Annotated in this window: 28 protein-coding genes; 10 read left to right on the top strand and 18 right to left on the bottom strand. The window is 67.8% G+C overall.

Translation table 11 applies throughout. From position 1 onward, the window contains the following. Nucleotides 1-18: 18 nt before the first annotated feature. The 3 genes from EK403_RS04085 to EK403_RS04095 all read right to left on the bottom strand — a co-directional run bounded on the left by EK403_RS04085 (nt 19) and on the right by EK403_RS04095 (nt 2,060). Nucleotides 19-669, bottom strand: coding sequence for a DUF6064 family protein (locus EK403_RS04085; protein ID WP_128776236.1), 651 nt, complete (start codon nt 667-669; stop codon nt 19-21). 38 nt (nt 670-707) lie between these two features. Beyond that, nucleotides 708-1,622: an aldo/keto reductase gene (locus EK403_RS04090; RefSeq protein ID WP_128776237.1), complete on the bottom strand. Its 915-nt coding sequence runs from the start codon at nt 1,620-1,622 to the stop codon at nt 708-710. Between the two features lie 132 nt (nt 1,623-1,754). Continuing rightward, nucleotides 1,755-2,060, bottom strand: a complete 306-nt coding sequence (locus EK403_RS04095; RefSeq protein WP_128776238.1) for a hypothetical protein — start codon at nt 2,058-2,060, stop codon at nt 1,755-1,757. A 413-nt stretch (nt 2,061-2,473) separates the two neighbouring features. On the opposite strand from EK403_RS04095, the gene otnI reads away from it, so the two are divergent. The 3 genes from otnI to EK403_RS04110 all read left to right on the top strand — a co-directional run bounded on the left by otnI (nt 2,474) and on the right by EK403_RS04110 (nt 5,379). Then, entirely contained in the window at nt 2,474-3,268 is a 795-nt protein-coding gene (gene otnI / locus EK403_RS04100; RefSeq protein ID WP_128776239.1) for a 2-oxo-tetronate isomerase, read from the top strand. Between the two features lie 36 nt (nt 3,269-3,304). Further along, complete coding sequence (locus EK403_RS04105; RefSeq protein ID WP_128776240.1) at nt 3,305-4,396, top strand: ATP-dependent DNA helicase; 1,092 nt, start codon at nt 3,305-3,307, stop codon at nt 4,394-4,396. A 113-nt stretch (nt 4,397-4,509) separates the two neighbouring features. Beyond that, on the top strand, nt 4,510-5,379 hold the full coding sequence (locus EK403_RS04110; RefSeq protein ID WP_128776241.1) for a quinoprotein dehydrogenase-associated SoxYZ-like carrier: 870 nt from the start codon (nt 4,510-4,512) through the stop codon (nt 5,377-5,379). Between the two features lie 97 nt (nt 5,380-5,476). Here the strand turns inward: EK403_RS04110 and EK403_RS04115 are convergent, their stop codons facing one another. From EK403_RS04115 to EK403_RS04145, 7 genes are all read right to left on the bottom strand, one after another. Then, nucleotides 5,477-5,821 carry a hypothetical protein gene (locus EK403_RS04115; RefSeq protein WP_128776242.1) on the bottom strand — a complete coding sequence of 115 codons (345 nt, stop codon included), beginning with the start codon at nt 5,819-5,821 and terminating at the stop codon, nt 5,477-5,479. Further along, a complete protein-coding gene (locus EK403_RS04120; RefSeq protein WP_128776243.1) occupies nt 5,818-6,528 on the bottom strand; it encodes a hypothetical protein in 711 nt (236 codons plus the stop codon). The genes EK403_RS04115 and EK403_RS04120 overlap by 4 nt, the downstream gene beginning before the upstream one ends. Nucleotides 6,529-6,672: 144 nt before the next feature. Continuing rightward, nucleotides 6,673-7,356: a response regulator transcription factor gene (locus EK403_RS04125; RefSeq protein WP_128776244.1), complete on the bottom strand. Its 684-nt coding sequence runs from the start codon at nt 7,354-7,356 to the stop codon at nt 6,673-6,675. After that, complete coding sequence (locus EK403_RS04130; protein ID WP_128776462.1) at nt 7,353-8,975, bottom strand: sensor histidine kinase; 1,623 nt, start codon at nt 8,973-8,975, stop codon at nt 7,353-7,355. The genes EK403_RS04125 and EK403_RS04130 overlap by 4 nt, the downstream gene beginning before the upstream one ends. Nucleotides 8,976-9,081: 106 nt before the next feature. Further along, nucleotides 9,082-9,309: a histidine kinase gene (locus EK403_RS04135; RefSeq protein WP_245479493.1), complete on the bottom strand. Its 228-nt coding sequence runs from the start codon at nt 9,307-9,309 to the stop codon at nt 9,082-9,084. A gap of 56 nt (nt 9,310-9,365) precedes the next feature. Next, nucleotides 9,366-9,809: a cupredoxin domain-containing protein gene (locus EK403_RS04140; protein ID WP_206659481.1), complete on the bottom strand. Its 444-nt coding sequence runs from the start codon at nt 9,807-9,809 to the stop codon at nt 9,366-9,368. Nucleotides 9,810-10,026: 217 nt separating this feature from the next. Next, entirely contained in the window at nt 10,027-10,242 is a 216-nt protein-coding gene (locus tag EK403_RS04145) for a hypothetical protein (protein WP_128776246.1), read from the bottom strand. 377 nt (nt 10,243-10,619) lie between these two features. Here EK403_RS04145 and fae point away from each other — a divergent pair, with 377 nt between their 5' ends. Beyond that, the gene (gene fae / locus EK403_RS04150) at nt 10,620-11,132 is read left to right on the top strand and encodes a formaldehyde-activating enzyme (RefSeq protein ID WP_128776247.1); all 513 of its coding nucleotides are present in this window, start codon (nt 10,620-10,622) and stop codon (nt 11,130-11,132) included. Between the two features lie 140 nt (nt 11,133-11,272). Here the strand turns inward: fae and EK403_RS04155 are convergent, their stop codons facing one another. The 4 genes from EK403_RS04155 to EK403_RS04170 are packed head-to-tail and all read right to left on the bottom strand — an operon-like array spanning nt 11,273 to nt 14,280. Then, the gene (locus tag EK403_RS04155; protein WP_342633768.1) at nt 11,273-11,992 is read right to left on the bottom strand and encodes an ABC transporter ATP-binding protein; all 720 of its coding nucleotides are present in this window, start codon (nt 11,990-11,992) and stop codon (nt 11,273-11,275) included. Next, nucleotides 11,989-12,741: an ABC transporter permease gene (locus tag EK403_RS04160; RefSeq protein WP_128776249.1), complete on the bottom strand. Its 753-nt coding sequence runs from the start codon at nt 12,739-12,741 to the stop codon at nt 11,989-11,991. The genes EK403_RS04155 and EK403_RS04160 overlap by 4 nt, the downstream gene beginning before the upstream one ends. Before the next feature lie 10 nt (nt 12,742-12,751). Beyond that, nucleotides 12,752-13,753 carry an ABC transporter substrate-binding protein gene (locus tag EK403_RS04165; RefSeq protein WP_128776250.1) on the bottom strand — a complete coding sequence of 334 codons (1,002 nt, stop codon included), beginning with the start codon at nt 13,751-13,753 and terminating at the stop codon, nt 12,752-12,754. After that, entirely contained in the window at nt 13,753-14,280 is a 528-nt protein-coding gene (locus EK403_RS04170) for a DUF3280 domain-containing protein (RefSeq protein ID WP_128776251.1), read from the bottom strand. The genes EK403_RS04165 and EK403_RS04170 overlap by 1 nt, the downstream gene beginning before the upstream one ends. 337 nt (nt 14,281-14,617) lie before the next feature. Here EK403_RS04170 and EK403_RS04175 point away from each other — a divergent pair, with 337 nt between their 5' ends. The 6 genes from EK403_RS04175 to EK403_RS04200 all read left to right on the top strand — a co-directional run bounded on the left by EK403_RS04175 (nt 14,618) and on the right by EK403_RS04200 (nt 20,639). Continuing rightward, nucleotides 14,618-15,877, top strand: a complete 1,260-nt coding sequence (locus EK403_RS04175) for an ABC transporter substrate-binding protein (RefSeq protein WP_245479494.1) — start codon at nt 14,618-14,620, stop codon at nt 15,875-15,877. A gap of 71 nt (nt 15,878-15,948) precedes the next feature. After that, nucleotides 15,949-16,947 carry a PQQ-dependent catabolism-associated beta-propeller protein gene (locus tag EK403_RS04180; protein WP_128776252.1) on the top strand — a complete coding sequence of 333 codons (999 nt, stop codon included), beginning with the start codon at nt 15,949-15,951 and terminating at the stop codon, nt 16,945-16,947. A gap of 96 nt (nt 16,948-17,043) precedes the next feature. After that, a complete protein-coding gene (locus tag EK403_RS04185) occupies nt 17,044-17,832 on the top strand; it encodes an ABC transporter ATP-binding protein (RefSeq protein ID WP_128776253.1) in 789 nt (262 codons plus the stop codon). Next, nucleotides 17,829-18,689 carry an ABC transporter permease gene (locus EK403_RS04190; RefSeq protein WP_128776254.1) on the top strand — a complete coding sequence of 287 codons (861 nt, stop codon included), beginning with the start codon at nt 17,829-17,831 and terminating at the stop codon, nt 18,687-18,689. The genes EK403_RS04185 and EK403_RS04190 overlap by 4 nt, the downstream gene beginning before the upstream one ends. 76 nt (nt 18,690-18,765) lie before the next feature. After that, nucleotides 18,766-19,686, top strand: a complete 921-nt coding sequence (locus EK403_RS22185) for a hypothetical protein (RefSeq protein WP_164919492.1) — start codon at nt 18,766-18,768, stop codon at nt 19,684-19,686. Further along, nucleotides 19,683-20,639 carry a tripartite tricarboxylate transporter substrate-binding protein gene (locus EK403_RS04200; RefSeq protein ID WP_128776255.1) on the top strand — a complete coding sequence of 319 codons (957 nt, stop codon included), beginning with the start codon at nt 19,683-19,685 and terminating at the stop codon, nt 20,637-20,639. Before EK403_RS22185 ends, EK403_RS04200 begins: the two co-directional genes overlap by 4 nt. Before the next feature lie 10 nt (nt 20,640-20,649). Here the strand turns inward: EK403_RS04200 and EK403_RS04205 are convergent, their stop codons facing one another. The 4 genes from EK403_RS04205 to EK403_RS04220 all read right to left on the bottom strand — a co-directional run bounded on the left by EK403_RS04205 (nt 20,650) and on the right by EK403_RS04220 (nt 25,546). Next, entirely contained in the window at nt 20,650-21,204 is a 555-nt protein-coding gene (locus tag EK403_RS04205) for a PQQ-dependent catabolism-associated CXXCW motif protein (RefSeq protein WP_128776256.1), read from the bottom strand. A gap of 32 nt (nt 21,205-21,236) precedes the next feature. Beyond that, nucleotides 21,237-22,097, bottom strand: a complete 861-nt coding sequence (locus EK403_RS04210) for a substrate-binding domain-containing protein (protein WP_128776257.1) — start codon at nt 22,095-22,097, stop codon at nt 21,237-21,239. Nucleotides 22,098-22,443: 346 nt separating this feature from the next. After that, nucleotides 22,444-24,252, bottom strand: a complete 1,809-nt coding sequence (gene xoxF5, locus EK403_RS04215; protein WP_128776258.1) for a lanthanide-dependent methanol dehydrogenase XoxF5 — start codon at nt 24,250-24,252, stop codon at nt 22,444-22,446. 313 nt (nt 24,253-24,565) lie between these two features. Next, entirely contained in the window at nt 24,566-25,546 is a 981-nt protein-coding gene (locus EK403_RS04220) for a quinoprotein relay system zinc metallohydrolase 2 (RefSeq protein ID WP_245479496.1), read from the bottom strand. Nucleotides 25,547-25,755 lie beyond the last annotated feature (209 nt).

A 25,755-nucleotide genomic window follows, 5' to 3' on the forward strand; every position in this document is an offset into this window, starting at 1 on the left:
CAGCATGACGGACGTCTCTCAGTGCCCGAATGTTCGGCGTTTCCCGAGCATCCGCGCCGCGGCAGCGGCGAGGAACAGCGCGATCCCGCCCGCCATCGGCCAGGCTTCGGCCGCGCCGAGCGTCCGGAGCGTCATGGCCGCATAGAGCGACCACAGCAGGGGAACCGGCGTCAGGGCGAGCACGGCGGCGCGGCTCCGGACGAGCGCAACAAGCCCGAGCGTCGCGAGCGCCGAGGGGTCCGGCATCACGCCCGCGACCTCGGAGGCGCGCCAGGGCTGGCCGGTCAGCGGCGCGGCCAGCGGATAGGCGAAGGCGGCGAACAGGACGAGCACGGCTGCAAGAATGGACGCCGGCTCCCTGCGGAGCGGCAGCAGCGGCTCCTTCGACAAAACTGCAAGCGCGACGAGCCCCAGCCCCTCGATCAGGAAGGCCGGGGCGGCGTAGGCCGCGACCCAGTTGATCCCGGCGTAGCGGCCCCAGAGGAACGACCAAGCGACCCAGACGAGGCCGAGGCCGAAGCCCGCCAGCGCATAGCGGCCGTCCGCCGGCCGCTTCGCCCAGGCGAGCCCGAGCGCGGCCAGCACGACGCCCAGCGCGACGAGCTGCCAAGGCCAGAGCGCCATGTTGTGGGTCTCGATCAGCCGCTCATAGACGCGCGGCGAGAACATCAGAAAGTCCGAGGGGCGATAAGTCCACCACTCCGACATCAGGCGTCGGCGAGCCGCTCTGCGATCTTTTCCCGCATCGCCTCGTCCGGCATCGCCCCGGAGACGGCGGCGAGGTTCTCGCGGACATGGTCGACGCTCGTCGTCGCCGGGATCGCGCAGGTGACGGCCGGGTGCGAGACGATGAATTTCAGAATGAGCTGCGCCCAGCTCTTCGCCCCGATCTCGGCCGCAAAACCCGGCAAATCTTCCCCTTCGAGCGCCTGCGTGAGGTCGCCCTGGCGGAACGGCCGGTTCACGATCACCGCGACGCCGCGCTCCTTCGCGAGCGGCAGCAGGCGCTGTTCGGCTTCGCGGTCGACCGGATTGTAGGTGAGTTGCAGGAAGTCGAGCGGCCGCTCGACGACGATCTTCTCGATGTCGCGGTGACGCCGCCCCTCCGAAGTGGTGATCCCGATATAGCGCGCCCTGCCCGACTGCTTCATGGCCTGAAGCGTCTCGAGATGCTTCTCCCAGCTCAGGAGATTGTGGACCTGCAGCAGGTCGAAACGCCGGACGCCCCAGCGGCGGCGGGTCTCCTCGATCTGAGCCGGCCCGTCGGACGAGGTCCAGACCTTTTCGGCGGAGAACACAGGCGCGCCCGGGCCCAGCGCCTTCAGGCCGTGGCCGACCACCGCCTGGGCCGAGCCGTACATCGGCGACGAATCGATCATCCGGCCGCCGGCCTCAAAAAAGGCCCGCATCACGCCGACGCAGTCCTCGCGCAGGCCTGCGTCCTCGCCGACATTGAAGGTGATCCATGTGCCGAGCCCGACGGCGGGGATCTTCTCGCCGGACGACGGGATCGTCTTCGCCATCGGGTCCGGCCCCTGGGCCAATCCGCGGGGCGACGCGACGAGGGCGGCGCTCGCTGCGGCTCCCCCGAGGACCATGCGTCGGTCGGGTCGGAGCGACATGCGCGGCCTCCTTTCGGCGAAACCGACCGGCCGCGCGCTCCGAGAAAAGCCTCCGGCGCGCGGCGCCGGAGGCTGGAGACTAGGGCGCGCGCGTCGTCGCAGACACCGCGCTCACGCAGGGATGAACGCCCCTTACTTGGACGCCTTGGCCGCGTCGGCGTGCTTCAACATGCCGTCCTTGATCACGAGCTTCGCGCCGGTCTTCGCCGCGACGCCGTAGCTGTTGAGCGCCTCGACCCGGATCTCGCAGCCTTCGGGGCAGTCGAGCTTCGCAGACTTGCCCGGCTCGATCTTGGTCTTCGGCTCCTGCGCGCCGAGATCGGCGGTGACCTCGAGCGCCTTGTCGGTCTCGTTAGCGACCGTGACGGCGAGGGCGGGACCCGCGGCCAGCAGCGTGGCGCCCACCGCCAGGGCGACCGTCGCTCCGTATCTCTTCATGTCTTTCTCCCTTTTCTCCGGCCTATTCTTTCAGGAAGGCGCACGGATCCGATCGCCGGACCGTTCGCCCTTGCGCCTGACGTCTTGCTGATGACGTGAGAGAGATTTTACGATAGAGGAAGAGCAATCCAATAAGGCAACGACAATGTTATTATTACTGACGTACGGCTGACGAGCGCGTGATTATTGCTCTGTGAGAAACTCGCAAAGATGTGAGCGGATACGTCACCAGCGTACGGAATAACGAACGTAGCCAGGAATGGCTGATTTGACTCCTATTCTAGGCTAACGATCCCATCACGGTCTAGGATTTTGCGCCTACCGCTTCACCGAGTCGGCTCCTTCTCCAGAAATCGTGGCCGCTCCCGGCCCCTTCCAGCTAGGATGCCCGACTTTCCCCGCCTGAGTCCGCCGTGCCCCGCTTCGCCGCGAACCTCTCCTTCCTGTTCACCGAACGGCCGTTTCGGGAGCGTTTCGCCGCCGCCTCCGCGGCAGGTTTTCGCGCGGTCGAGATCCTGTTTCCCTACGACCACGCCGCCGAGACCGTCGCCGGGCAGCTGGCCGCGTCGAAGCTGGAACTCGCGCTGTTCAACCTTCCCCCGGGCGACTGGGCGGCGGGCGAGCGAGGCCTCGCCGCCCTGCCCTCTCGCGCCGCGGAGTTCCGCGCCTCCGTGGATCGCGCGCTCGGCTACGCACAAGCGACGCGGACCACCCGGCTCCACGCGCTCGCCGGGCTCGCAGCTCCCGGCGACAAGGCGGCCGTCAGCGCCTATCGCGACGCCCTCGCCTATGCTTGCGAGCGCGCGGGGCCGCTCGGGGTCGACGTCCTGATCGAGCCGATCAACGGCCGCGACATGCCGGGCTATTTCCTCGACAGCTTCGAGCGCGCCGCCGAGCTGATCGAGGCCATGAGGCTGCCGAACCTCCGGCTGCAGTTCGACATCTACCATCGGCAAATTCTCAGAGGCGACGTGATCCGCGGCCTAGAGGCCCTCATGCCGCTGATCGGCCACGTCCAGGTCGCGAGCGTCCCCGACCGCCGCGAACCAGGCTCCGGCGAACTCGACGACGCAGCGGCGTTCGCGGCGCTGGACAGGCTCGGCTATCAGGGGTTTGTCGGCTGCGAGTATCACCCCTCCGGCCGCAGCGAGGACGGGCTCGGCTGGTTCGCGCCCTACCGGGCTGAGCAAATCGCGGATTCGCGCTAGAAGCCCCTCCCCTCCGACTGAAGGATCTCCGCCCCGATGCGCTGGTCGCCCCAGCAGGACGACGCACTGAAGGCCGTGGCCGACTGGCTCGCGCGGCCGCGCGCGCAGGTCTTCCGCCTGTTCGGCTACGCCGGCACGGGCAAGACCACCCTCGCCCGGCACCTCGCCGAGGACATCGACGGCGACGTCGCCTTCGGGGCCTATACGGGCAAGGCCGCGCTCGTCATGCGCTCCAAGGGCTGCGCCGGCGCGACCACGATCCACGCGATGATCTACCGTCCGCGCGGCGGCGACGAAGAAGGCCCCTCCTTCGCCATCAACCGCCAGGGCGCGGCCGCCGAGGCCGACCTCATCGTCATCGACGAATGCTCGATGGTCGACGAGGAGCTCGGCCGCGACCTGCTGTCCTTCGGCAAGAAGGTGCTGGTGCTGGGCGACCCCGCCCAGCTGCCGCCGGTCAAGGGCGGCGGGTTCTTCACCGACGCGGAGCCCGACGCGATGCTCACGGAAGTCCACCGCCAGGCCGCCGACGACCCGATCATCCGGATGTCGCTCGCGGTGCGCGAGGGCCGCGAGCTCGAGCGGGGAGACTATGGCGAGAGCCGCGTCGTCTCGCGGCGAGAGATCGCGACCGAGGACGTCACCTCGGCCGATCAGGTGCTGGTCGGCACCAACCGCACCCGCCGGCTCTACAATGGGCGGCTGCGTGAGCTGAAGGGGCTGATCGACCCCACCCCCGCCGTCGGCGACAAGCTGGTTTGCCTCCGCAACGACAAGAGCAAGGGCCTGTTCAACGGCGGCGTCTGGATCGTGCAGCGCCTGAAAAGCGCCGACGGGCCGAAGATCCGCATGGACCTGCTGGCCGACGAAGAGGGCGCCAAACGCTCCGTCCCGGTGTCGGTGCTGCGCGCCTTCTTCGAGGGCGAGGCGGAGGCCATTCCCTTCGCCCAGCGCAGGCGCTCCGACGAGTTCGACTATGGCTACGCGCTGACCGTCCACAAGGCGCAAGGCTCGCAATGGGACGACGTCGTGCTGTTCGACGAGAGCTTCGCGTTCCGCGAGCACCGCGACAGATGGCTCTACACAGGCCTGACCCGGGCCGCCAAGCGCATCATCGTCGTCCGCTGAGGGATCGCCCGCATTGCGCGGGGTCGGTTGCGCGCCATATACTGAAGACACAAGGCCGCCTCCGGCGGCCGCTTGCACGCGCCGGTAAGAGCGCGGCTTCGGGAGACATCCTCATGACCCAACGGCAGTCCAAGCTCTTGGCGCTGCGATCGACGGCGCTTGCCGCGCTCGTCGGCTGCGCCTTCGCGGCCGCGCCGGCCTTCGCGCAGCAGCCCCAGCAGCTCAACACCGACAAGACCTTCGCGACCTTCAAGGAAGAGGCGTTCGGCGCGAAGCCGATCAAGGCCGAGGCGCCGTTCATCAGGATGAGCGCTCCGATCCGCGCGGAGGACGCCGCAGTCGTGCCCATCGACGTCGACGTCGTCCTGCCGCCGGGCGACGAGCGCACCATCTCCAAGGTCACGCTGGTGGTCGACGAGAATCCCTCGCCGGTCGCCGCCGCCTTCACGCTCGGACAGAAGCGCAAAGAGTTCGCGATCTCGACGCGGCTGCGCGTCAACGCCTATTCGACGGTGCGCGCGGTGGTCGAGACCAGCGACGGCGAGCTCGCGATGAACGGCCGCTTCGTGAAGGCGAGCGGGGGCTGCTCGGCGCCTGCGCTCAAGGACCAGGACGAGGCGATGGCGCGCATCGGCCAGACGCGGTTCCGAAACCTCGCCGCCAAGGACGGCGCCCCTGCGGAAGCGACCCCCTTCGACCGCGCGCAGCTGATGATCCGGCACCCGAACTATTCGGGCCTGCAGATGAATGTGGTCGACCGTACCTACATCCCGGCGTGGTTCGTCAACCACATCGAGGTCCAGCAGGGCGACGAGACGGTGTTCGCGATGGACGGCGGGATCTCGCTCTCCGAGGACCCGATGATCCAGTTCAGCTACCACAAGAAGCCCGGCGCCAAGCTCGCCATGACGGGCACCGACACGCAGGGCAAGGCGTTTTCGGCCGACCTGCAGCAGGACGCGGCCCAAGCCGAGACGAAGTAGGTCCGGTTTCGTCCCGAAACGAAGAAAGGCCGCCCCCGCGGGGCGGCCTTTCTGTTTCCTGAGCCGGAACCAAGCCCGGGAGTTCAGCCACCACCTCTCAGAAGCACTTGACCTCGGCTTCGGCCTGCGCGCGGCGCATGTTCGCGACCTTGTCCTTCAGATCGGCGCTGGTGCGGAACAGCTCCGAGGCCTGGCCGGCGACCCTGTCCATGCGCAGCACGGTCTCGGCTTCCTCGTACTCCGTGTAGGGCAGAATCGTCGCGATCGTGTCGATCGAGCAGGAGCAGCGCTCGAGCGATTCGCGCGTCTGTCCGTTCGCGGCCATGCAGGCGAAGATGTAGTCGGCCTTCTCGGCGGTCGGATAGTCGTCGTCGACGCCTGCGCTCGCCGCGCCGGCGGAAGCCGCCAGCAGGGCGGCCGCGATCAGCGCGCGGACGATCATTTCGGCGCCTCCCCCGAAGCGGCCGCGACCGGTTGCGCCTTCACGGTCAGCTCCTCGACGAGGATCGCGCCCGCGCCGCCGGCCTTCGGCGTCACGGTCTTCAGCGTATAGAGGCCGCCCGGCACCGCCTCGGAGAAGGTGAGCTCGTAGGTCCGCTCGGCGAACTCCCCGAGCTTGCCGCGGTTCTTCAGGTCGTCGCCGAACGGCTTCAGCGTGACCTTCCAGCCGTCGACGATCTTGCCGTCATATTCGAGCTTGATCGGCTCCGCCGGCGTCTCCCCGGACATCGCCTGCCGCATGCGGTTGCGGAAGTAGAACGGGCTGCCGCCCAGCAGCTTGTGCATCTCGGTGACGTCCTGCTCCATCAGGGCGACGATCACGGGATTGCCGGTCTTCGACATGTTCGGCATCGAGAGCGCCCGGGCGCCCGTAAAGGCGTTGATGATCACGGAGTTCTCGGCGCCCTCCGGGCCGACCTTCACCTTGACCTCGTCCTCGAAGGACGGCTCGAGCTTGGGATCCTCGGCGCGCCGCACGAAGTGGTAGGTGATGGTGCTGCCGTTCTCGACCTTGGCGAAATGCGGCGCGTAGAAAACGAGGTCGACGATGGCCGGCGCCGCGGCCGCGGCGCCCGTTCCGGACAAGGCGAGCGCCACGAGAGACGCCGCGACGGGCGCCGCCCGCAGACGGCTGAAGCTGAGAGACATGAAAGACGCCTTCCTCGATGACACGGGGCGCTTGCGCTCGCGCCTGACGCGTCTCGCGCCGGCGGGCCGCAGCCCTTTTTCTATCGCCCCATTATGCACCTTCGAGGATGGCCGCGCCAAGGCCGCGACCAAAGTCACATCCGCTCAGCCCGGCTGGAACATGAAGCCGCGCCCCCGGACCGTGACGATCAGCCGGCCGCCGTCCGGGGCGGCTTCTCCGAGCTTGTGGCGCAGATAGCCGATATAGACGTCGACGACGTTGAGCGACGCGCCGCCATGCCCCGCCCAGAGGGCGGAGAAGATGTCCGCCCGGCTCAAGGGTTCGCCGGCGTGGCGCATGAGGAGGGCGAGCAGGTCGACCTCGCGCTCGGTGAGCCGCGTCGAGCCGTTGTCGGTGGTGACGACCCGCGTCTCGAGGTCGAGGCTGAGCGGCGCGACGACGAGATGCCGCTGGCTCTCGCCGCTGTTCTCGCGCCGCATCTCCTGCACCTTGACGCGCGCCAGCAGCTCCTCGAAGTCGAACGGCTTGACGAGATAGTCGTCGGCGCCGGCCAGCAGGCCCTCGGTGCGCTCCGACACCGAGGACTTCGCCGACAGCATAATGATCGGCGCGGTCTGGCCGGCGGCGCGGAGCGCCCGGCACACCTCGATCCCGGAGCGGCCCGGCAGCATCACGTCGAGGATGATGGCGCAGAGCGGCTTGCCGGTCGCCACCACCAGCGCCTGCTCGCCGTCGCCCACCAGTTCGACATCGTAGGATTCCGCCGAAAAGCCGCGCCTCAGCACAGAGCCGATGTCGGCGTCGTCTTCGACGATCAGGATGGTCATGAGCCGGCTCCGATGGCGACGCGCGGGGTCAGCGAAGGAAGAATGATGGAGACGGTGGTGCCGGAGCGTCGCCCAGGCGCGGCGGTGCGGCTGTCGATCGCGATGCGTCCGCCGTGCCGCTCGACGATCCAGCGCGCGAGCGCGAGGCCGATGCCGAAGCCCGATCCTTCCTTCTCGCCGCCGCCGCGGTAGAAGCGCTCGAACACATGAGGCAGGTCGGCGGCCGGGATGCCTTCGCCGTCGTCATCGACCGAGAGCGTCGCGCCTTGGGGCCCGGAGGCGACCGACAGCCTGATCTCGCTTCCGGGAGACGAATGCCGCACTGCGTTCGAAATCAGTCCTTCCACCACCTGTCTCATCCATTCGGCGTCCGCCTCGACCATCTCGTCGGCGAGAGCGTCGGCCACGATCTCGATCTGCCGCGCCTTGGCCGCGGGGGCGACGCCCTCCCGCGCCTGGGAGGCGATCTCGGCCAGAGACATGGGCTCGAACTCGAGATCAAGTTGGCCGTTCTCGGAGCGCGCGACCCGCAGCAGGTCCTCGACGCGCCGGTGCAGCCTGCGCGCACGGACCCGGATCGTCGCTAGCGCTGCGGCGAGATCCTCGCGGTCCGGCTTGCCCCGCAGCGTCACGTCCGCCTCGCCGAGAATGACGGTGAGCGGCGTCCTCAATTCGTGGCTCACATCCGTGAAGAAGCGTCGCCGCGCGCGATCGGTGTCGGACAGCCGCTCATTGGCCCGGCGAAGCTCGGCGGTGCGGGCGTCGACGATCTCCTGCAGCCGCGACTGGGCGGACAGCAGGCGCGCCTCGCGCCGCGACAGATGAAGCGCCATGCGGTTGAAGCGGGTCGTCAGCAGGCTGAGTTCGTCATGGCCGCGTACGGCGAGGCGGATGTCTGTGCGGCCGCGGGCGATGTCGGCGGCCGCGGCCGCGACCTCCGACAGACGCAGCAGAAGGGGGCTGGCGACCGCGCGGTAGAGCAGGAAGGCGAGCAGCGCCGCGGCGACGACCGCGAGAGTCGCGATCGGGGCGAGCCGCGCCCTCAGCTGCGCCATCGCGGCCTCGGCGTCGCGCGCCGCCACCCGCTCGCCTTCGATCGCCTGGCTGAGCGACGGGCCGAAGCTTCCCGCGAACATGTCGAGCGCGATCCGGACCGAATCGGCCGCCTGCGGCTGGCCTTCCCGCGCGTCGCGGATAAGCTGCATCACCTGACGGTCGAGCACGTCGAAGCTCGCCTTCATGTGGGCGAGCATCCGCCCGCGCGAGGCGGCGATGATCGCGCCGTCGCGCTCCCCGCGACGGCTCACTTCGCCCGCCACGTTCTGGCTGAAGCGCGCCATCGTTTCCTGCACGCGCTTGCGCGGCAGCGACAGGCGATCGGTCTGGAGTTCGCGCGACTGCGTCGTCTGGAGCGCCGCGAGCGCGTAGTCGCCGACCCGGCTCGAGATCGCCGACAGATCCTCGAGCCGGCGCTGGGCGGAGGACAGCTCGCTCACATGGTCGTCGGCGAGCGCGAGCGTCCAGACCAGCGCGGCGGCCGCGGCGCCGGTCGTCAGCACGACGGCCGCCACCAGCACGGCGAGCCGGAACCGCAAAGATCTGAGCGAGTGGCGCCACATCACGTGTGCCTTCGGCAAGCGAGGTCGAATCTGCGGCGCGTTCGGTTCGCAATCATCGGGGCCGTCTCGTACGGCGCGCCGCCGCGTGGACGCGACCCGCGCGCCGTCACTTTTTCTTCAGAGCCTTCCGTGCGTCTTCGACCGCGTCGAGGCACTCGTCATATTCCTGCTCTCCCTTCTCGCGTTTGGCGACCCGGAGCGCGGTCTTGAGGGCGTCGGCCACCGGCCCGGGCTGCTCCTTGGCCGATTCCGCCGTGATCATCGCGATGCCCGAGTCGCAATCGGCGGCGGCGTCCGCGCGCGCCTCAGGGCACGCCAGGGCGGCGGCCGCCACGAGACCGAGCGCGAGCAGGCGTCCGGCCGGGCCTTTCAAGTTGCTGCGCGGATGCGTCATTTCGCGACGATCGCTCCCGTCATGCCCTTCGACTCGAGGCCGTCGATCCACCATTTGAACGAGCCCGGACGGATCACCACGAACTCCAGGCGGATTGCGCCCTCGTCGTCCCATTCGAGATGGTGGGGCGCGCCGGGTCCGTGGATCTCCAGATGATTGATCACGATCTGGTTGATCCAGATATTGCGGAAGAACTCGGGCGCGAAGAACTTGTATTCTTTGCCGCCCTTGGAGATGATGTCGAGCTGATAGGCCTTGCCGGATTCAAGCTCGAAGTCCTTCTGGCTCACGGCGTAGTCGTCACCGTTGTCGCCGCCGAGCACGAGGTCCGGCAGCGTCTGCCGACCTTTGGCGAGATCGACCGCAGCAGCCGGGGCGCTTGCCATGAGAGCGGCCGCGACCGGGACTGCGAGCGCCGCCATCCGGACAAATCCTGACATCATTCCCTGGGAACTCCCTCACCGAGGCCCTGTCCGGACCTTCTGTTATTTGTCGAGCGCAAGACTGGCGCGTGGGCCCTCGGCGCCCGGCATGCGTCTCCCGCAGCGCGCTGCGCGCCGCGACGCCGAAGATTAATTCGCGGAAAGTTTCCCGTCTATATTCGAGGAAATTATTCTTTCCTTATAATTGCGCTCTTAGTTTGCGGGCCTTCCTCGACTAGCCAAAGTTTCGGGTCAGACGAGATCCGAGCGGAGCGCCGCATTTCCAGCGCGACACCTGCCATTCGGGATGGCCTTCCGTCCATTCCGCGATGGTCGGCACGGCCCCAGCCATGCACATGCGCGGATCGGTCTGTTCGTAGCTGACGAGAAGGCGTTCCTCGCGGCAGGTTTGCGGCGAGGAGACGAGACACACAAGCAGGACAAGGTCCATTGAAGGCTCCTGAGCGAACGGCGGCGCGGACGGCGTCGCGTGTGCGACCCCCGCGCCTCGGGCTCGGAGGCGAATCTTAGGTTACGCTCAAGATTGTGCATCGCAACATGATTATGCCGCGCCGCACGAGTTGCACGCGGAGCGTTGCCGGCAGGCCACGCAGCCCCTCGCCGCAGGCACGTCCTCGCCCTAAGAACCGCTTGCGATGCGAAGCGGGTCGCGACTAGTGTGCGCCCGCATGTCCTTGCAAGGCGCTATCCGGCCAACCGGTTCGGCCCCCAACCGAACGCAGACGCAAAGATAGAGTTGGGCATCGGTCGAGCGGCGCGTCCGCGTTCTCGGCGACACCATGGAACAACCTGGGAGGATGCTTCTTTATGGCGAAGATCACCAAGACCCTCATCGGCGAATCGCTTGTCGGCGACGGCAACGAAGTCGCCCACATCGACCTGATCATCGGTCCGCGCGGCTCGACGGCTGAGTCTGCGTTCGTCAACGCGCTGACCAACAACAAGGACGGCTTCACCTCGCTGCTCGCGGTGGTGAGCCCGAACCTGCTCGCCAAGCCGAACACGATCCTGTTCAACAAGGTCACCATCAAGGACGCCCGCCAGGCCGTCCAGATGTTCGGCCCGGCGCAGTACGGCGTCGCCAAGGCGGTCGTCGACTGCGTGGCGGACGGCACCATTCCCGAGGACGAGGCCGACGACCTGTTCATCTGCGTCGGCGTGTTCATCCACTGGGAAGCGGCCGACGACGCCAAGATCCAGCAGTACAACTACGAGGCGACCAAGGAATCCATCAAGCGCGCCATCGCCGGCGAGCCGAAGGCTCGGGACGTCGTGACGCAGTCGGCGACCGCGAAGCACCCCTTCGCCGCCAACGCCTAGAGCGGAAACCACCCTGGACAGACCCCGCCTGCAGCGAAGCCTCCAGGCCTGCTCCAGCGGTTGGCCGCCATAATTTTCGGGAAGTGAGACTGCCGGCGACGGCCCGAAGCGAAAGCTTCGGGCCGTATCCATTTCAGAGCCTAGCCAGCGACCCTGACGACGTGGTCGCGCACGCGCTCGACATCGCCGGCCTCGCGACGTTTCTCGGGCGTGAGTTCGACGCGCACGTCGCGCTCGATCCGCACCGGCGGCCCCGCCAGCACCACGACACGGTCGGCGAGCCGGACCGCCTCGCGGCTGTCATGGGTCACGAACAGCACCGTGGTCGGACGGCGCTGGATGAGGTCCGCCAGCAGGTCGCGCAGCTTCTCCGCGGTCTGTTCGTCGAGCGACACGAAGGGCTCGTCCATCAGCAGCAGGTCGGGCTCCAGCGCGAAGGCGCGCGCGAGCGCGACGCGGCGCTGCATGCCAAGCGACAGGCGCTCGGGAAAGACCCTCTCGGCGTCGCCGAGGCCCATTTCGCCAAGCACAGCCCTGGCGCGCTCGACATGCTCCCGGCCCTTGGGCAGCGCGAGCAGGACATTGTCCAGCACCGTACGCCAGGGCAGCAGCCGCGGGCTCTGGAACGCGTAGCCGATGCGCGGCTTCTCGGACGTGAATGCGACCTTGCCGCGGAAGTCCTTGTCGACGCCCGCCACGATGTTCAGCAGCGTGGTCTTGCCGAGGCCCGATGGCCCGAGCAGCGCGACGAAGCTGCGGTCCGCGACCTCGAGGCGGAAGTCGCGATAGAGCGCGCGCTCCGGCGCTCCGTCGGAGGCCGGAAAGGTCTTGTCGGCGATCTCGACGGTGAGCCCGCTCATCGCCGCCACCTGTTGACCGCCTGTTCCCAGGGTTGGATCACGCCGAGTTCGATCGCCTGCACGATGAGGCCGAAGGCGAGCGCGTAAGCGAGAATCGTGGCGACGTCCCAAAGCTGGAACGCCGTCTGGAGCTCGAAGCCCACCCCGTTGGGACGGCCGAGCAGTTCGACCACCAGCACGATCTTCCAGACCAGCGCGAGCCCGGAACGCGCGGCCGCGGCGAAATAGGGCGCGAGCTGCGGCAGAATGACATGGCGCAGCGTCTTCCATCGGCTGAAGCGATAGATCGCGGCCATTTCGGCAAGGTCGCGGCTGAGCGCCGCAGCGCCCTCGCGCAGCGTCACGGCGACGTTCGGGATCTTGTTGATCGCGACCGCCGCGACCGCCGCCGCCTCGATCAGGCCGAACCAGACGTAGCACAGCATGATGATAACGAGCGCCGGCAGGTTCAGGAACAGCACGACCCACGGGCCGAGCAGCCGGTCGGCGGTCATCGACATGCCCATCAGGATGCCGAGCGCCGAGCCGATCGACATGGCGAGCAGGAAAGCGGCCGCGACCCGCGCCAGCGTGATGGCGAGATTGGAGAACAGCGCGCCGCTCTTGGCGAGCACGAGCAGCGCGTCGAGCACGTGCGGCGGCGTCGGGAGCAGCTTGGGCTCGGCGTAGATCAGCGCCGCCAGCCACCACACGGCGACGAACGCGCCGAGCGAAATCGCCCACCAGCCAAGCCGCGACGCCGCTCCCACGAAGAACGCCTCAGACTTTCGGTGACCAGAAGAGACCGGGGTCGAAGCGCGGGTTCGGGCCGACGAACTCTGCCCCGCCGAGTTCGGACAGCAGCCCATAGAGCTTCTGGGACGAGGCGAGCTCCGCCTGTCCCCAAGGTCCCGGCACGCCTGCCCGGAAGTAGTCCCGCAGACGCGTGAACTCGGCGTCGGACTGCACATGCATGCTGGGCTTCAGCCTCGACCAGGCCTCGTCGGACGTCCTGAGGGTCTCGTTGGCGGCCTTGACCCCCTGGAAAAAGGCTTCGAGCTCGCCGCCCGCGGTCTCGAACAGGGTTTCACGCCAGACAAAGCCGACCATCGGCGGCTGAGGCTTCAGGCCAAGGTCCGCCATCACGTCCGCGACGTCGATCATCCGTCTGAAGCCCTCGGCGTCGAGCCGGGCGGCGAAATTCCAAAAAGTCAGGACCGCGTCGATGCGCCCGAGCCGAAGCTGCTCGTTGAGCAGCGGCGGGGCGCCGAACACCGGCTCCACCATGGCGGCGATGTCGCCCTCGACTTCCTTGTGGGCCCAGGCGCGGAACAGCAGCCAGCTCTTGTCGATCGGACCGCCCGCGACGCCGACCTTCTTGCCCTTGAGGTCCTTGACGCTCGCGATCTTCGAATCTTTGCCCAGCATCACCGCGCCGAGCGCGGACGAATAGGGCGCGAAGCGGAAAGGCTCGCCTTCGATGCGCCGGCGCATCGCCCAGGGCCAGTCGCTGACGGTGAGGTCGCACTGGCCGGCCTGGAGCGCGACGGTGAGAGCCTGCGTCGACGCGAGTTCGAGCCGCTCGAAGGGCGCGGGCTTTCCGGCCTTCTCGCTTTCGGCCTTCATGGTGTCGAGCAGCCAGTTGACCGTGCCGAATTTCAGCGTGGCGATCTTCAGGGGCCTGGCCGCGCGCGCCGGCCACGCCGGCAGGGCTGCGGCGAGGGCCGCCGCCGAACCCGCGACGACGACCTGGCGTCTGGTCAGGCGCGTCAGATCCGCCATCACTGCGCTCCGCTCTCCGGAAGCGGGTCCTTCAGGATGTTCCGCGTCATCAGATATTTCGCGCCATGGGCCCAGGTCTCGTCGGTGTTGCCGCGGATGTCGGCGCTGCCGCCACGCACCAGCCTGCCGGTCTTCACGTCGACGATCTGGACGTTGATGTTGAGGATGAGGTTCGAGACCTTCTGGATATGGCCCACCACCGCGAGATCGGCGCCGACCTTGCCGGCCGCGTCCCGCGCGCAGGGCAGGCATTCGCGCAGCGATTTCACGTCCTTGACCTCGTCCCGAGCCGGAGCGACGTCGACGAGCTCTACATGCGCGCCCTTCAGGAAGTCCTTCACCTGTTCTTCCGTGCGCACGACCCGCTTGGTCTGGTCATCCCGCACGCCGTTGATATCGCCTTCCGCGCTTGAATCGATGAACTCGAAATCGAACACCGCCGCCTTCAACGGCGCCGCGTGGGCGGGATGGATGATGAACGGCGTCGCCAGCACGGCGGCGAGCGCCCAGGCGGCAGTGGCGCGCATGTATTCTCCCTTAGCCGCATTGTTGTCGTTGAGGACGTGCGCGAGCCATGCGACTTTCGCTCACCACGCATATCCAGGAACATTTTGCAATCAAGTTGGGATCAATCAAGCAAACGTCACGACTTATTATTTTCTTATGCATTGCTTTCAACGTAGAGGCGCTATGAATTCGGACTGCCTTGGAAGGTTCGCTGCCCGTGCCACTGATTGGTCCCGTTCTGATCCTCCACGGACTCGCTTTCAGAGGGCTGCCCTATAAAACCCGCGCAGCGACGTCGCGGCCATGGAAGGAACGCGTGATGGCGAAATCGTCCGGCGAAACGCAGGGCGCTGACTGGTGAAGACCGTCTCCATAGGCCTCACCCTCATGGCGGCGGTGCTGGCCACAGCCGTTTGTCCTGCGGCGGCTCAGGTGCCGGTAGATTCGGCCGCCGGGGCGCCGAAGGTTCCCGGCCCGCCTCCGAAGAACGCCCCAGCGCCGGTCGAGTTCACGTTCGGCGTGCTTCGCCAGTTTCCGGCGAACCCGCCTTGGTGGAACAACGTCGTCACGATCCCGCCCAAGGACGACGGCGTCGCGGGAGCCGAACTCGGCATCGCGGACAACAACACGACCGGCCAGTTCCTGCGCCAGTCCTACAAGCTCGTCGCCTCCGAGCAGGTCGCCTTCGAGGACGACCCGATGCCGGCCTTCAACCGCATCCTGGAGAGCGGCGCGAAGTTCATCGTCCTGATGGTGCCCGCCGACGCGCTGCTCAAGATGGCGGACGCGGCGAAGGACAAGGACGTCATCCTGTTCAACGCGGCGGCGACGGACGACCGGCTGCGCCAGAAGGACTGCCGCTACAACGTGCTCCACGTCGCCCCGAACCGCGCGATGCTGACGGACTCGCTCGCCCAGTATCTGGTGTCGAAGCGCTGGTCGAACTGGTTCATGATCGTCGGCCGCCAGCCGGAGGACAGGCTCTACGCCGACGCGGTCCGGCGCTCGGCGAAGAAGTTCGGCGCCAAGATCATCGAGGAGAAGACCTGGAACTTCGGCCCCGACGTGCGCGAGACCGGCAACGACGTCATCCCGGTGTTCACGCAAGGCGCCGACGAGGCCGACATCATCATGGTCGCGGATGAACTCGACGAGTTCGGCGACCTGATCGGCTGGCGCTCCTGGGACCCCCGGCTCACCGCCGGCACCGCCGGCCTGTCGCCCGCGACCTGGCACGTCACCGTCGACAGCTGGGGCGCGGCCCAGCTGCAGAACCGCTTCTTCAGGCACGCCAAGCGCGGCATGCGGCCGCTCGACTTCCAGGCCTGGCTCGCAATGCGCACGATCGGCGAGACTGCGGCGCGGGTGAGGTCGAACGACACGAGGCAGCTGCGCGACTACATCTTCGGCCCGCGCTTCGAACTCGCGGGCTTCAAGGGCCAATCCTTCTCCTACCGGCCGTGGGACCACCAGCTGCGGCAGCCGATCGTGCTGGCGCAGGCCGCAGCCCTCGTCGCGACCGCCCCGCAGGAGGGCTTCCTGCACCAGACCAATCCGCTCGACTCGATCGGCTTCGACAAGCCGGAGAGCCAATGCCGCTTCCCTGCGACGCAGTGATCCATCGCCGCGCCGCGGCCCTAGACGCAAGACGCGGCGTTGAAGCCGCGCGCCTTCCGGGAGACCGTTCAATGACCGTTCGCAATCGCCTCCGCGCGCCGTTCGCGGCGCTCGCCGTCGGCGCCGCCCTGTCGGTTCTGACCGGCGCCGCGACGCCGGCCGCGGCGGGTAAGATCTTCGTCACCAACGAGCGCGACCACACCATGACGGTGCTCGACAGCGAGAGCCTCAAGGTGACGGACACAATCAAGACCGGCCGCCGCCCGCGCGGCGTCATCGCGAGCCCGGACAACAAGCTGATCTATGTCTGCGCGAGCGACGACAACCGCGTCGAGGTCTACGACGCGCAGACCGGCAAGATGATCAAGACCCTGCCCTCGGGGCCCGATCCCGAGCTGTTCATCCTGCATCCCTCAGGCAATCCGCTTTACATCGCCAACGAGGACGACGCGCTGGTCACGATCGTCGACACCGCAAAAGGCAGCGTCGTCGCCGAGATTCCGGTCGGCGTGGAGCCCGAAGGCATGGGCGTGAGCCCGGACGGCAAGACGCTGGTCACGACCTCCGAGACCACCAACATGGCGCATTTCATCGACACCGACACGAAGCAGATCGTGGAGAACGTGCTGGTCGACAGCCGCCCGCGCTTCGCCGAGTTCACGCCGGACGGCAAGTTCGTGTGGGTGTCGGCCGAGGTCGGCGGGACCGTCTCGGTGATCGAGAACGGCACCCATGAGGTCGTGAAGCGGATCGAGTTCAAGATCCCGGGCGTCACCGCCGAGGCCATCCAGCCGGTCGGCGTGCGCATCACCAAGGACGGCGCGCGCGCCTTCATCGCGCTCGGACCCTCGAACCGCGTCGCCATCGTCGACACCAAGACCTACGAGGTGAAGAGCTACCTGCTGGTGGGCCAGCGCGTCTGGCAGCTCGGCTTCTCGCCGGACGAGAAGAAGCTCTACTCGACGAACGGCAACTCGAACGACATCTCGGTGATCGACGTCGAGAGCGGAAAGGTGACGAAGTCCGTCACCGTCGGCCGCTCGCCCTGGGGCGTCGTGGCGATCCCGTAGGAACGTCGCGCTCGACGCGCGCGCGAAAAGGCTTAAGTCAACGGTCGACGGCCGCGCCCTCGCCGGAACGGCCGCTCATCGCGTCGGACAAGCAATGTGACTGTCACCAGCCAAATTCCTCCCCCTGCTTCCGCGGCGCTCAAGGTGAGCGGCGTGACGCATTCCTTTGGCTCCAAGACGGCGCTGGACGACGTCTCGCTCGAGGCGCCGGCCGGCGCCTTCACGGCGCTGGTCGGCCAGAACGGCGCCGGCAAGACCACGCTGTTCTCGCTGATCACCCGGCTCTACAACAACACCAGCGGCTCGATCGAGGTGCTGGGCGAGGATGTGCGGCGTTCGCCCGCGCGGGCGCTGGCGCGGCTCGGCGTCGTGTTTCAGGCGCGCACGCTCGACCTCGAACTGACCGTCATGCAGAACCTGCTCTATCACGCGGCGCTGCACGGCATCGGCCGCCGCGAGGCCAAGCGCCTCGCCGCCGCGGCGCTTGGCCGCGTCAGCCTCGAATCGCGCGCCTCCGACAAGGTGAGGGCGCTCTCCGGCGGCCAGATGCGGCGCGTCGAGATCGCCCGCGCGCTGCTGCACGGCCCGGCCTTCCTGCTGCTCGACGAGCCGACCGTCGGCCTCGACATCGGCTCGCGCCGCACGCTGATCGACGAGGTGCGCCGGCTCATCACGGAAGACGGCATCGGCGTGTTGTGGGCGACGCATCTAACCGATGAGATTGCCGCGGCCGACCGCGTCGTCGTGCTGCACCAGGGCAAGGTGATGGCCAAGGGAACGCCGCGGGAGCTCTGCGCGCGCGCCAAGACGGACGACGTCGGAGCGGCCTTCATGACGATCGTCGGCGAGGGCGAGCGCCCCGCCCCTCAGAAGGCCTCGGCATGAGCGCGATCGCCGACGTCACGGCCCGCCCGCAGCGCGAGGTCACGGCAAAAGGCTATCTGGTCTGCCTCACGGGCATCGTTTGGCGTGAGGGGCTGCGCTTCCTGCACCAGCGCGGACGCTTCCTGTCGGCGCTGGTGCGGCCGCTGGTCTGGCTCTTCATCTTCGCGGCGGGCTTCCGGGCGACGCTAGGCGTCTCCATCATCCCGCCTTACGAGACCTACATCCTCTACGAGGTCTACATCGCGCCCGGCCTGATGGCGATGATCCAGCTGTTCAACGGGCTGCAGTCCTCGCTGTCGATGGTCTATGACCGCGAGGTCGGAGCGATGCGCATCCTGCTCGTCAGCCCGTATCCGCGCTGGTTCCTGCTGGTGTCGAAGCTCACCGCCGGCATCGCGGTCTCGCTGCTGCAGGTCTACGCCTTCCTGTTCGTCGCCTATTTCTGGGACGTCGCGCCCGACAGCCACTGGGGCTACGTCACCGTGCTGCCGGCGCTCCTGCTGACCGGCTTCATGCTGGGCGCGATGGGCCTCGCCATGTCCTCTGTGTTCAAGCAGCTCGAGAACTTCGCGAGCGTGATGAACTTCGTGATCTTCCCGATGTTCTTCGCCTCCTCGGCGCTCTACCCGCTGTGGCGGGTCCAGCAGTCGAGCGAGCTGCTGTTCGCGATCTGCCGGTGGAACCCCTTCACCCATGCGGTCGAGCTGATCCGCTTCGCGCTCTACGGCCAGATCGAGTGGACGGCGCTCGCCGTGGTGTCGGGCTGCTCGATCGTGTTCCTGCTTGCGGCCGTCTTCGCCTACGACCCCTCGACCGGCCTCACGGCCCGCCGCGGCGGTCCGGACGCGGCGAAGTGAGACGCGGCCGCGCGACAGACAAAGACGGCTCCCGCGCCGAACGGCCGGGCAAGGCCGCGACGCTTCGGGAGACGACATGATGACGACGTCCCTTCGCAGGACTGACAGGGCCCTTTGGGCGCGCCTCGCGCCGGCCGTGAGCCTCGCCGTGTTGGTCACGGTCTCGCACGCCACGGCGCAGGGCGGCGCCGGCGGGCCAGGCGGCGGCGGCCAGGGTGGCCTGAGCCCAGACACGCCTGTGCTCGCGCCGACGCAGCCCGGGGTGAACGGCCCGCAGGGGCCGGCCGCCGACGCGCCGAAGCCCAAGACCCCCCTGCCCCCGCGCGACACGCCCCGCGCCCAGCAACCCGGACAGGAGGCCGGAGGCGCCGGCCCGAAGACCCCCCTGCCCTCGCGCGATACGCCGCGCGCGCCGCAGCCGGGCCAGAACAGCTACGCGGCCCAGAACCCCGACTGGCCTTGCGTGCAGGTCAAGGTCGCGTCGCTGAGCTACGGCCAGATGTGGGGCGGCCCGCCGCTGGAGGACGCGCTGAAGACGTGGCGGGACGACAAGGAGGTCGCCGACCTCGTCTCGACGCTCGCCGCGCGCCGGACCTCGATGGAGGACGCCAAGGCCGCGATCGACAAATTCGCGAAGCGCGCCGGCGATGACGCCGACGCCGAGCTTTCCAAGCTGTTCGCCGGCGTGTTCGACGAGATCAACCAGCACCGCTCCCAGATCGTCGCCGGCATCGAACGCTACGCCCGCAAACAGCGCGACCTTTCGGAGCGGATCAAGCAGCGCAGTCTCAAGATGGCCGAGACCCAGAAGGACATGGCCGCGCAGATGAGCCCCGAGGGTCAAAAGGAGCAGGAGGCGCTCAACTGGGACACCCGCATCTATGAGGAGCGCTCGCAGGCGCTGACCTATGTCTGCGAGAGCCCCGTGCTGCTCGAGCAGCGCGCCTTCGACATCGGGCGGGAGATCCAGTCCCGCCTGTCCCAGAAATCGCAGTGACGGGCGCCGATCGGCGCTCCGTCAGTTCCGGCCTTGCGGCCGCGCTCGTCGCGGCCTCCGCTCCCGCCGCCGCGCAGACGGCGGCCGTCGAGGTGCTCGCGGCCGGCTCGGCCGGCGAAGGCGACGACCAACTCGCCCGAGCGGTCGCGGAAGGATTGAACGCCACGCGGCTCGTGCCGCGCGCGACGGCCGTGAACGTGCCCCGCGAGACCATGGCGATCTCGGATTTCATCGACGGCAGGCGGCCGCGCGCGAGCCTGATGGTGATCAGCCTGTCGACGGTCGGCGCGCTCGCGATCTCCGGCCACGACAAATATCTCAACAGCGTGCGCCCGATCGCGCGGCTCGTCGGCGAGCATCAGCCGATCGTCGTTCCCGCGGCGTCGCCGTTCGGCACTCTCGCGGATCTCATGGCCGCGCTGCGGCGGGACCCCTCCTCCGTCGGATGGACGGGGCGGCCATATGGCAGCGCCGATCACCAGCTCGCGCTGCTGCTGACGAGCGCGGCCGGGGCCGATCCGCGCGGCCTCGCCTACCGCCCTGTCGACACCTCGGCGCGCGCCGCCCTCGACGCCCTGACGGGCGCCGCGACGGTCGCGAGCGGCGCGCTCGGCGAGTTCCGCCACCAGATGCGGGGCGGAACGCTGAGGGCGCTCGCGCTCGCCTCGCCTGCGCGGGCGCCGGGCGTCGACGCGCCGACGCTGCGCGAGCAGGGCGTCGACATCACGATGATGAACTGGCGCGGGGTGGTCTCGCGCGGCGCGGTCGGACCAACGCTGCTCGGCCGCTTCGACGAGGCGATCGACAGGCTCGTTCAGGTCTCGGGCTGGCGCCAGCTCCTCGCGCAGCGCAGCTGGGAGGATCTCTACGAGCCGGCGGAACCGTTCAGGCGCTTCATCCAGGATGAGCGCGCGCGGGTCGGCGCGCTCATGGCGCGGCGGGGCCCGAGCTGACGGCTCGGCCTCATTGAGACGCCGGACGGGCAGGTAGCTTGTAGGGCTCAGCCTTCTCAAGCGGCAGCCCGGCCTTCTCCCAGCCGTCGGTCCCCTCCGGGTACCAGAGGACGTCGCGGTAGCCCCATTCCATGGCGCGCTTGCCGGCGTTCCACGACATCCAACAGTCGGCGCGGCAATAGAACAGCAGCGGGCGCGTCATGTCGCCGCCCGACAACGTCGCGAGGCTGTCGCGGAAATAGGCCGTCATCTCAGCGCTGATGCCGCCATAGCCGACATTGGCGAGCCAGGAGCTGCCCGGCACATGCTCGCGCGGCTTATCGCGCCAGACGGTGCCGGGCGGAAGGTCCTTCGGCCGCTGGTCGCGCGGCATGGTGTCGACGAACACCGCGCCCTTGTCGCGCCATAGCCGCTCCGCCTCCTCGGTCGGGACCACCCGCGCGCCGGCGAGCGTCGCCGGCGTCGGCGAGCGGTAATCGTCCATCTTGTAGCCGGAGGGCTCCGGCGGCGGCGCGGCTCCCGCCGAGCCGACCGACAGCGCGACGACCGCGACCGCGGCGCCCATCAGGCCCGCCGTCCGCCGCGCCGCGCCCGCGATCACTGGGTGACCACGATCGGCTTGTCCTGCTCGTCGACCAGCGGAACGTGGAACGACGCCAGGATCTTGTTGATCTCTGCCTGGTTCTTCGAGATGAACTCGTTCAGCCGATGCTTCCAGTTCTCCTCGCCGGGCCGCACGCCGAAGGTCAGGCGGTAGGACATCGGCGGTCCGCCCTGTTCCTTGACCAGCGAAGTCATCGACAGGCCGCCGGCCTTGTCGGCGAAATAGCCGCCGATCGGTCCCCACAGCACGCCCGCGTCGATCTCGCCGGACTGCACGTCCTTGATCATGTCCTCGGCCGGCGAAAAATAGCGGCGGTCGATCGTCAGCGAATAAGGCTTCGCCTTGGCCATCAGGCCATATTTGTTGAGATGGCTCGCGGCCGGCGTGCCGGCGATGACGCCGACGCGCTTGTCCTTGAGCTTCTCGTCGGAGAGCCTGTCGACGCCATCCAGCGGTCCGCCCTCCTTGACGATCAGGATCGAGGTCGAGCGCATATAGGCGTTGGTGTTGAGATAAGGGTCCGCGCCCTGCGCGACGCCCAGCACCACGTCGCAGCGCTTGATGCCGAGCGTCATGCGGTAGAAGCCGGTCGCCTGCGGGAACCAGGTGTAGACCAGCGGGATTCCGAGATCCTTGGCGAGCAGCTCCGCGATCTTGTTCTCATAGCCCTCGCCCTTCTCGTTCGAGAGCGGCATGTCGGCCGGATCGGCGCACACCCGAAGCGTCGCACGGTTGACGAGGTCGGAAGTCTGGGCGGCCGCGGGGCCGGTCGCGAGGCCGAGCGCCGCGGCGAGCGCGCCGAGCGCGAGCCTCCTCCGCGGCGATGCATGGATGGCGATCTTCTGCTTGGTCATGTCCACCTTCCGCCGCCCGCCGAGCCGCGGGCCTTTTGTCGTTGACCCGACGCTTGGGCGCGTCGAGGTGATTCCGCCTGTCGCGTTCGGGATGGCCGGGGACCGGCCGGGCGATCTGGGCGACCCGCTTTAGATAGGGCGTCGCGCCCGGCTGGAAGGGCCGGAAGACCGTGCATTCCGCCGGCCGCCAACCAGCCTTCGACGTTTCGTCCGGGGGTGATCCTCGGCTCAGCGCCTGCTCTCGGCCTCAGATACGAAAAACCCGGCCTTCGGTTTGCGCCGAAGGCCGGGTGGAGGATGAAGCGGGCGTGGCCTTCTTTGGGCCACGCCCTTGGTCGTTTGACCGTCAGTTCGTCGGCAGCGTGAACACAGTCAGCTGGCCGCCGAGAGCGGTGTACTGCGACAGAGCCGCGTAGCCGCCGACCGCGCCGAGACCGTCGGTCGCGTTGGTCAGGCCGGCCGCAAGGCCGATGCCCGCCCAGCCGCCGACGCCCGAGAGCACCGCGACGTACTGCTTGCCCTTGTGCTCGTAGGTCATGACGTTGCCGATGATGCCCGACGGGGTCTTGAACTTGTAGAGTTCCTTGCCCGTCTTGGCGTCGACCGCCTTCAGGTAGCCTTCGAGCGTGCCGTAGAACACGATGCCGCCCGAGGTCGCCAGAGCGCCGGACCACACGGAGAACTGCTCCTTGTTGGACCAGACGATCTTACCCTTCTTGCCGTCCCAGGCGATGAAGTTGCCCATGCCGCCATGCGAGTTGGGGGCCGGGAACATCGAGAGGGTCGCGCCGACATAGGGCTGGCCGGCGGTGTACGAGACACGGAACGGCTCGTAGTCCATGCAGACGTGGTTGGTCGGGACGTAGAACAGCTCGGTCTCCGGCGAGTAGGCCGCAGGCTGCTGGTCCTTGGTGCCGAGCGCCGCCGGGCAGATGCCCTGCGAGTTCACGTCTTCGCCGTTCTGCTCGGTCGAATACTTGGAGACGACGAGCGGACGGCCGTAGGTCTTGGACGACTTGTCCATGTCGACCTTGGTCGCCCAGTTCACGACCGGGTCGTACTTCTCGGCGACGAGAAGCTCGCCGGTGTCACGATCGAGCGTGTAGCCGAAGCCGTTACGATCGAAGTGCGTGAGGAGGTTGCGCTCCTTGCCGTCGATCTTCTGCTCAGTGAGGATCATCTCGTTGATGCCGTCGAAGTCCCACTCGTCGTGGGGCGTCATCTGGTAGACCCACTTGGCCTTACCGGTGTCGACGTCACGCGCGAAGATGGTCATCGACCACTTGTTGTCGCCCGGGCGCTGCTTCGGGTTCCACGTGGACGGGTTGCCCGTGCCGTAGAACATCAGGTTCGTCTTGGGATCGTAGGAGTACCAGCCCCAGGTCGAGCCGCCGCCGATCTTCCACTGATCGCCCTGCCAGGTCTTCAGGGAGGAGTCCTTGCCGACGGGCTTGCCGTGCTCGGTGGTCTTCTCGGGGTCGATCAGCATCTCGTCGTCCGGGCCGGTCGAGTAACCGCGCCAGACCATCTTGCCGTCGGCGATGTTGTAGGCCGTGACATGGCTGCGGACGCCGAACTCGGCGCCGGAGATGCCGACGATGACCTTGTCCTTGACCGGCAGAACGGTCGCGGTGTTGGTCTCGCCCTTCTTCGGGTCGCCGTTCACGACCGACCACTTCTTCTGGCCGGTCTTGGCGTCGAGCGCAACGACGGTGGTGTCGGCCTGATGCAGGAAGATGATGCCGTCGGCGTAAGCGAGACCGCGGTTGACGGTATCGCAGCACATCACCGGGATCACGTTCGGATCCTGCTTCGGCTCGTACTTCCAAACGATCTTGCCGCCCTCGTCGAGGTTGAGAGCGAAGACGTTGTTCGGGAACGGCGTATGAAGGTACATCATGTTGCCGATCACGATCGGCGAACCTTCGTGGCCGCGCAGCACGCCGGTCGAGAACGTCCAGGCCACCTGAAGCTTCTTGACGTTGTCCTTGTTGATTTCGTCAAGCTTCGAGTAACGGTGGTTGGCGTAGTCGCCCGTCTGAATGCCCCACTGCTTGGGGTCCTTCGTAATCTGCATGACGCTGTCGTTCGCCAAGGACGGCAACGCCATGCAAGCGGCGCCCATCAGGCCCGCTGCGATTGCGACTTTGCGCATTCGTTCTTTCTCCCTCTTTCACGCAGTCCTTAGTCAGCCTCTCTTGAGCGTTGCCCCTGTCGAGAGACGGAATCGTTATTGTTGGACTTGCGCCTTCAGCCTCGTGTCACGATTTGCCGGCAACCGATCGCCCATGAGCGATCCCCCATTTCCGACAAGCCTACGAACCGCGCCGGCTCCAAAGAGCCGTTGCGTAGCAGCGGAAGACTGTCCGGACCGTAGCCCGCTTCGTATGGGGGTGCAACAGGACTTTAAGATATAAGAGCGTTATTATGATTTTGCTGCAGTTGCTAGCTTATTATGTTGCAGCGCACTAACGCCATTCGAGTTCTCTATAGACCGCGATGGCATTCCGCGCGTTGAACTCGTCGAACAGCGCCCAGGCCTCCCGCTCCGAAACGCCGGCCTTTTCGGACGCCTCCCGGAGCGACGCGCCGGCGTCGAGCAGCGTCTCGACGTCTTTCCGAAGCCGGTCGAAATAGCGCTGCTGGGGCGCGAGAGCGTCCGGCCATGACGCGGAGGCCGGGCCGTGGCCCGGAACGACCCGCGCCGCGGACTGTTCCCTGAGCCGCGCCATCAGCCGCACCCAGCCCTCGAAGGAGCCGTCGACGCTCGGCAGATGGCCCATGAACAGAAGGTCGCCAAGAAACCAGGTGCCGCTGGTCTGGTCGAACACTGTCAGGTCGTTGTCGGTGTGCGCCGTCGGCCAGGCTTCGAGCTCGAGGGACCTTCCGCCGAGGTCGAGCGTCAGCTTGTCCGTGACCTGGACGTCCGGCGTCACGATGTCACCGAGGTCTTCGTCGAAGCGTTCGCCGAGCGCGCGCTTGGCCCCGTCGACATAGGACTGCGCGCGGGCATCGAGCGCGCGCTTGAACTTGGCGTGCGCCACGAACTGCGCGCCCGTCCCGCGGAACGCGGCGTCGCCCAGCGCGTGGTCCGGGTGCATGTGGGTGTTGACGACATATCTGACCGGCAGGTCCGTGCGCGCCTTGACGCTCGCAAGCAGCCTCTCGCCAGCCTCCTTCGTGTTGCCCGTATCGATCACCGCGACGCCGTCGCGCCCGACCACGAAGCCGACATTGGCGATCGCGCCCATATTCGAGGGCGCGAGCAGCGCATAGGGCGCCTGATAGACGAAGACGCCGGGGGCCACTTCGGTCGTCGGCAGAGGCTCGGCCGCGCGGGCCTCCGTCGCGCAGAGGGCGGCCAGCGCCACGAGCCACGCCGCCGCGATCCGCGACGCCCGTCCGGTCATCTCGCCGGGCAGGCCGGCGGACGATGAAGCACGCCTCATGCGTCGTCTCCCTCAGCCGGCTCTTCGGGCCGGTCCGGAGACAGCCATAACGGCTTGCGCCTCCGCCGTCGAACCTCCGGGAAGACCGTCGCCGGGATTCCGTCGCCGCGCGAGGCTCGGATCCGGCGCGCGGGCGCGGTCCGGTTGCGGTCGAGGGCGAGTTGGAATGACGCCCCGGCGCTGGTAGCTTCCGCGCCCCGATGATCGAG

It is taken from the genome of Hansschlegelia zhihuaiae (assembly GCF_004103825.1).
Taxonomy (GTDB): Bacteria; Pseudomonadota; Alphaproteobacteria; order Rhizobiales; family Methylopilaceae; genus Methylopila; species Methylopila zhihuaiae.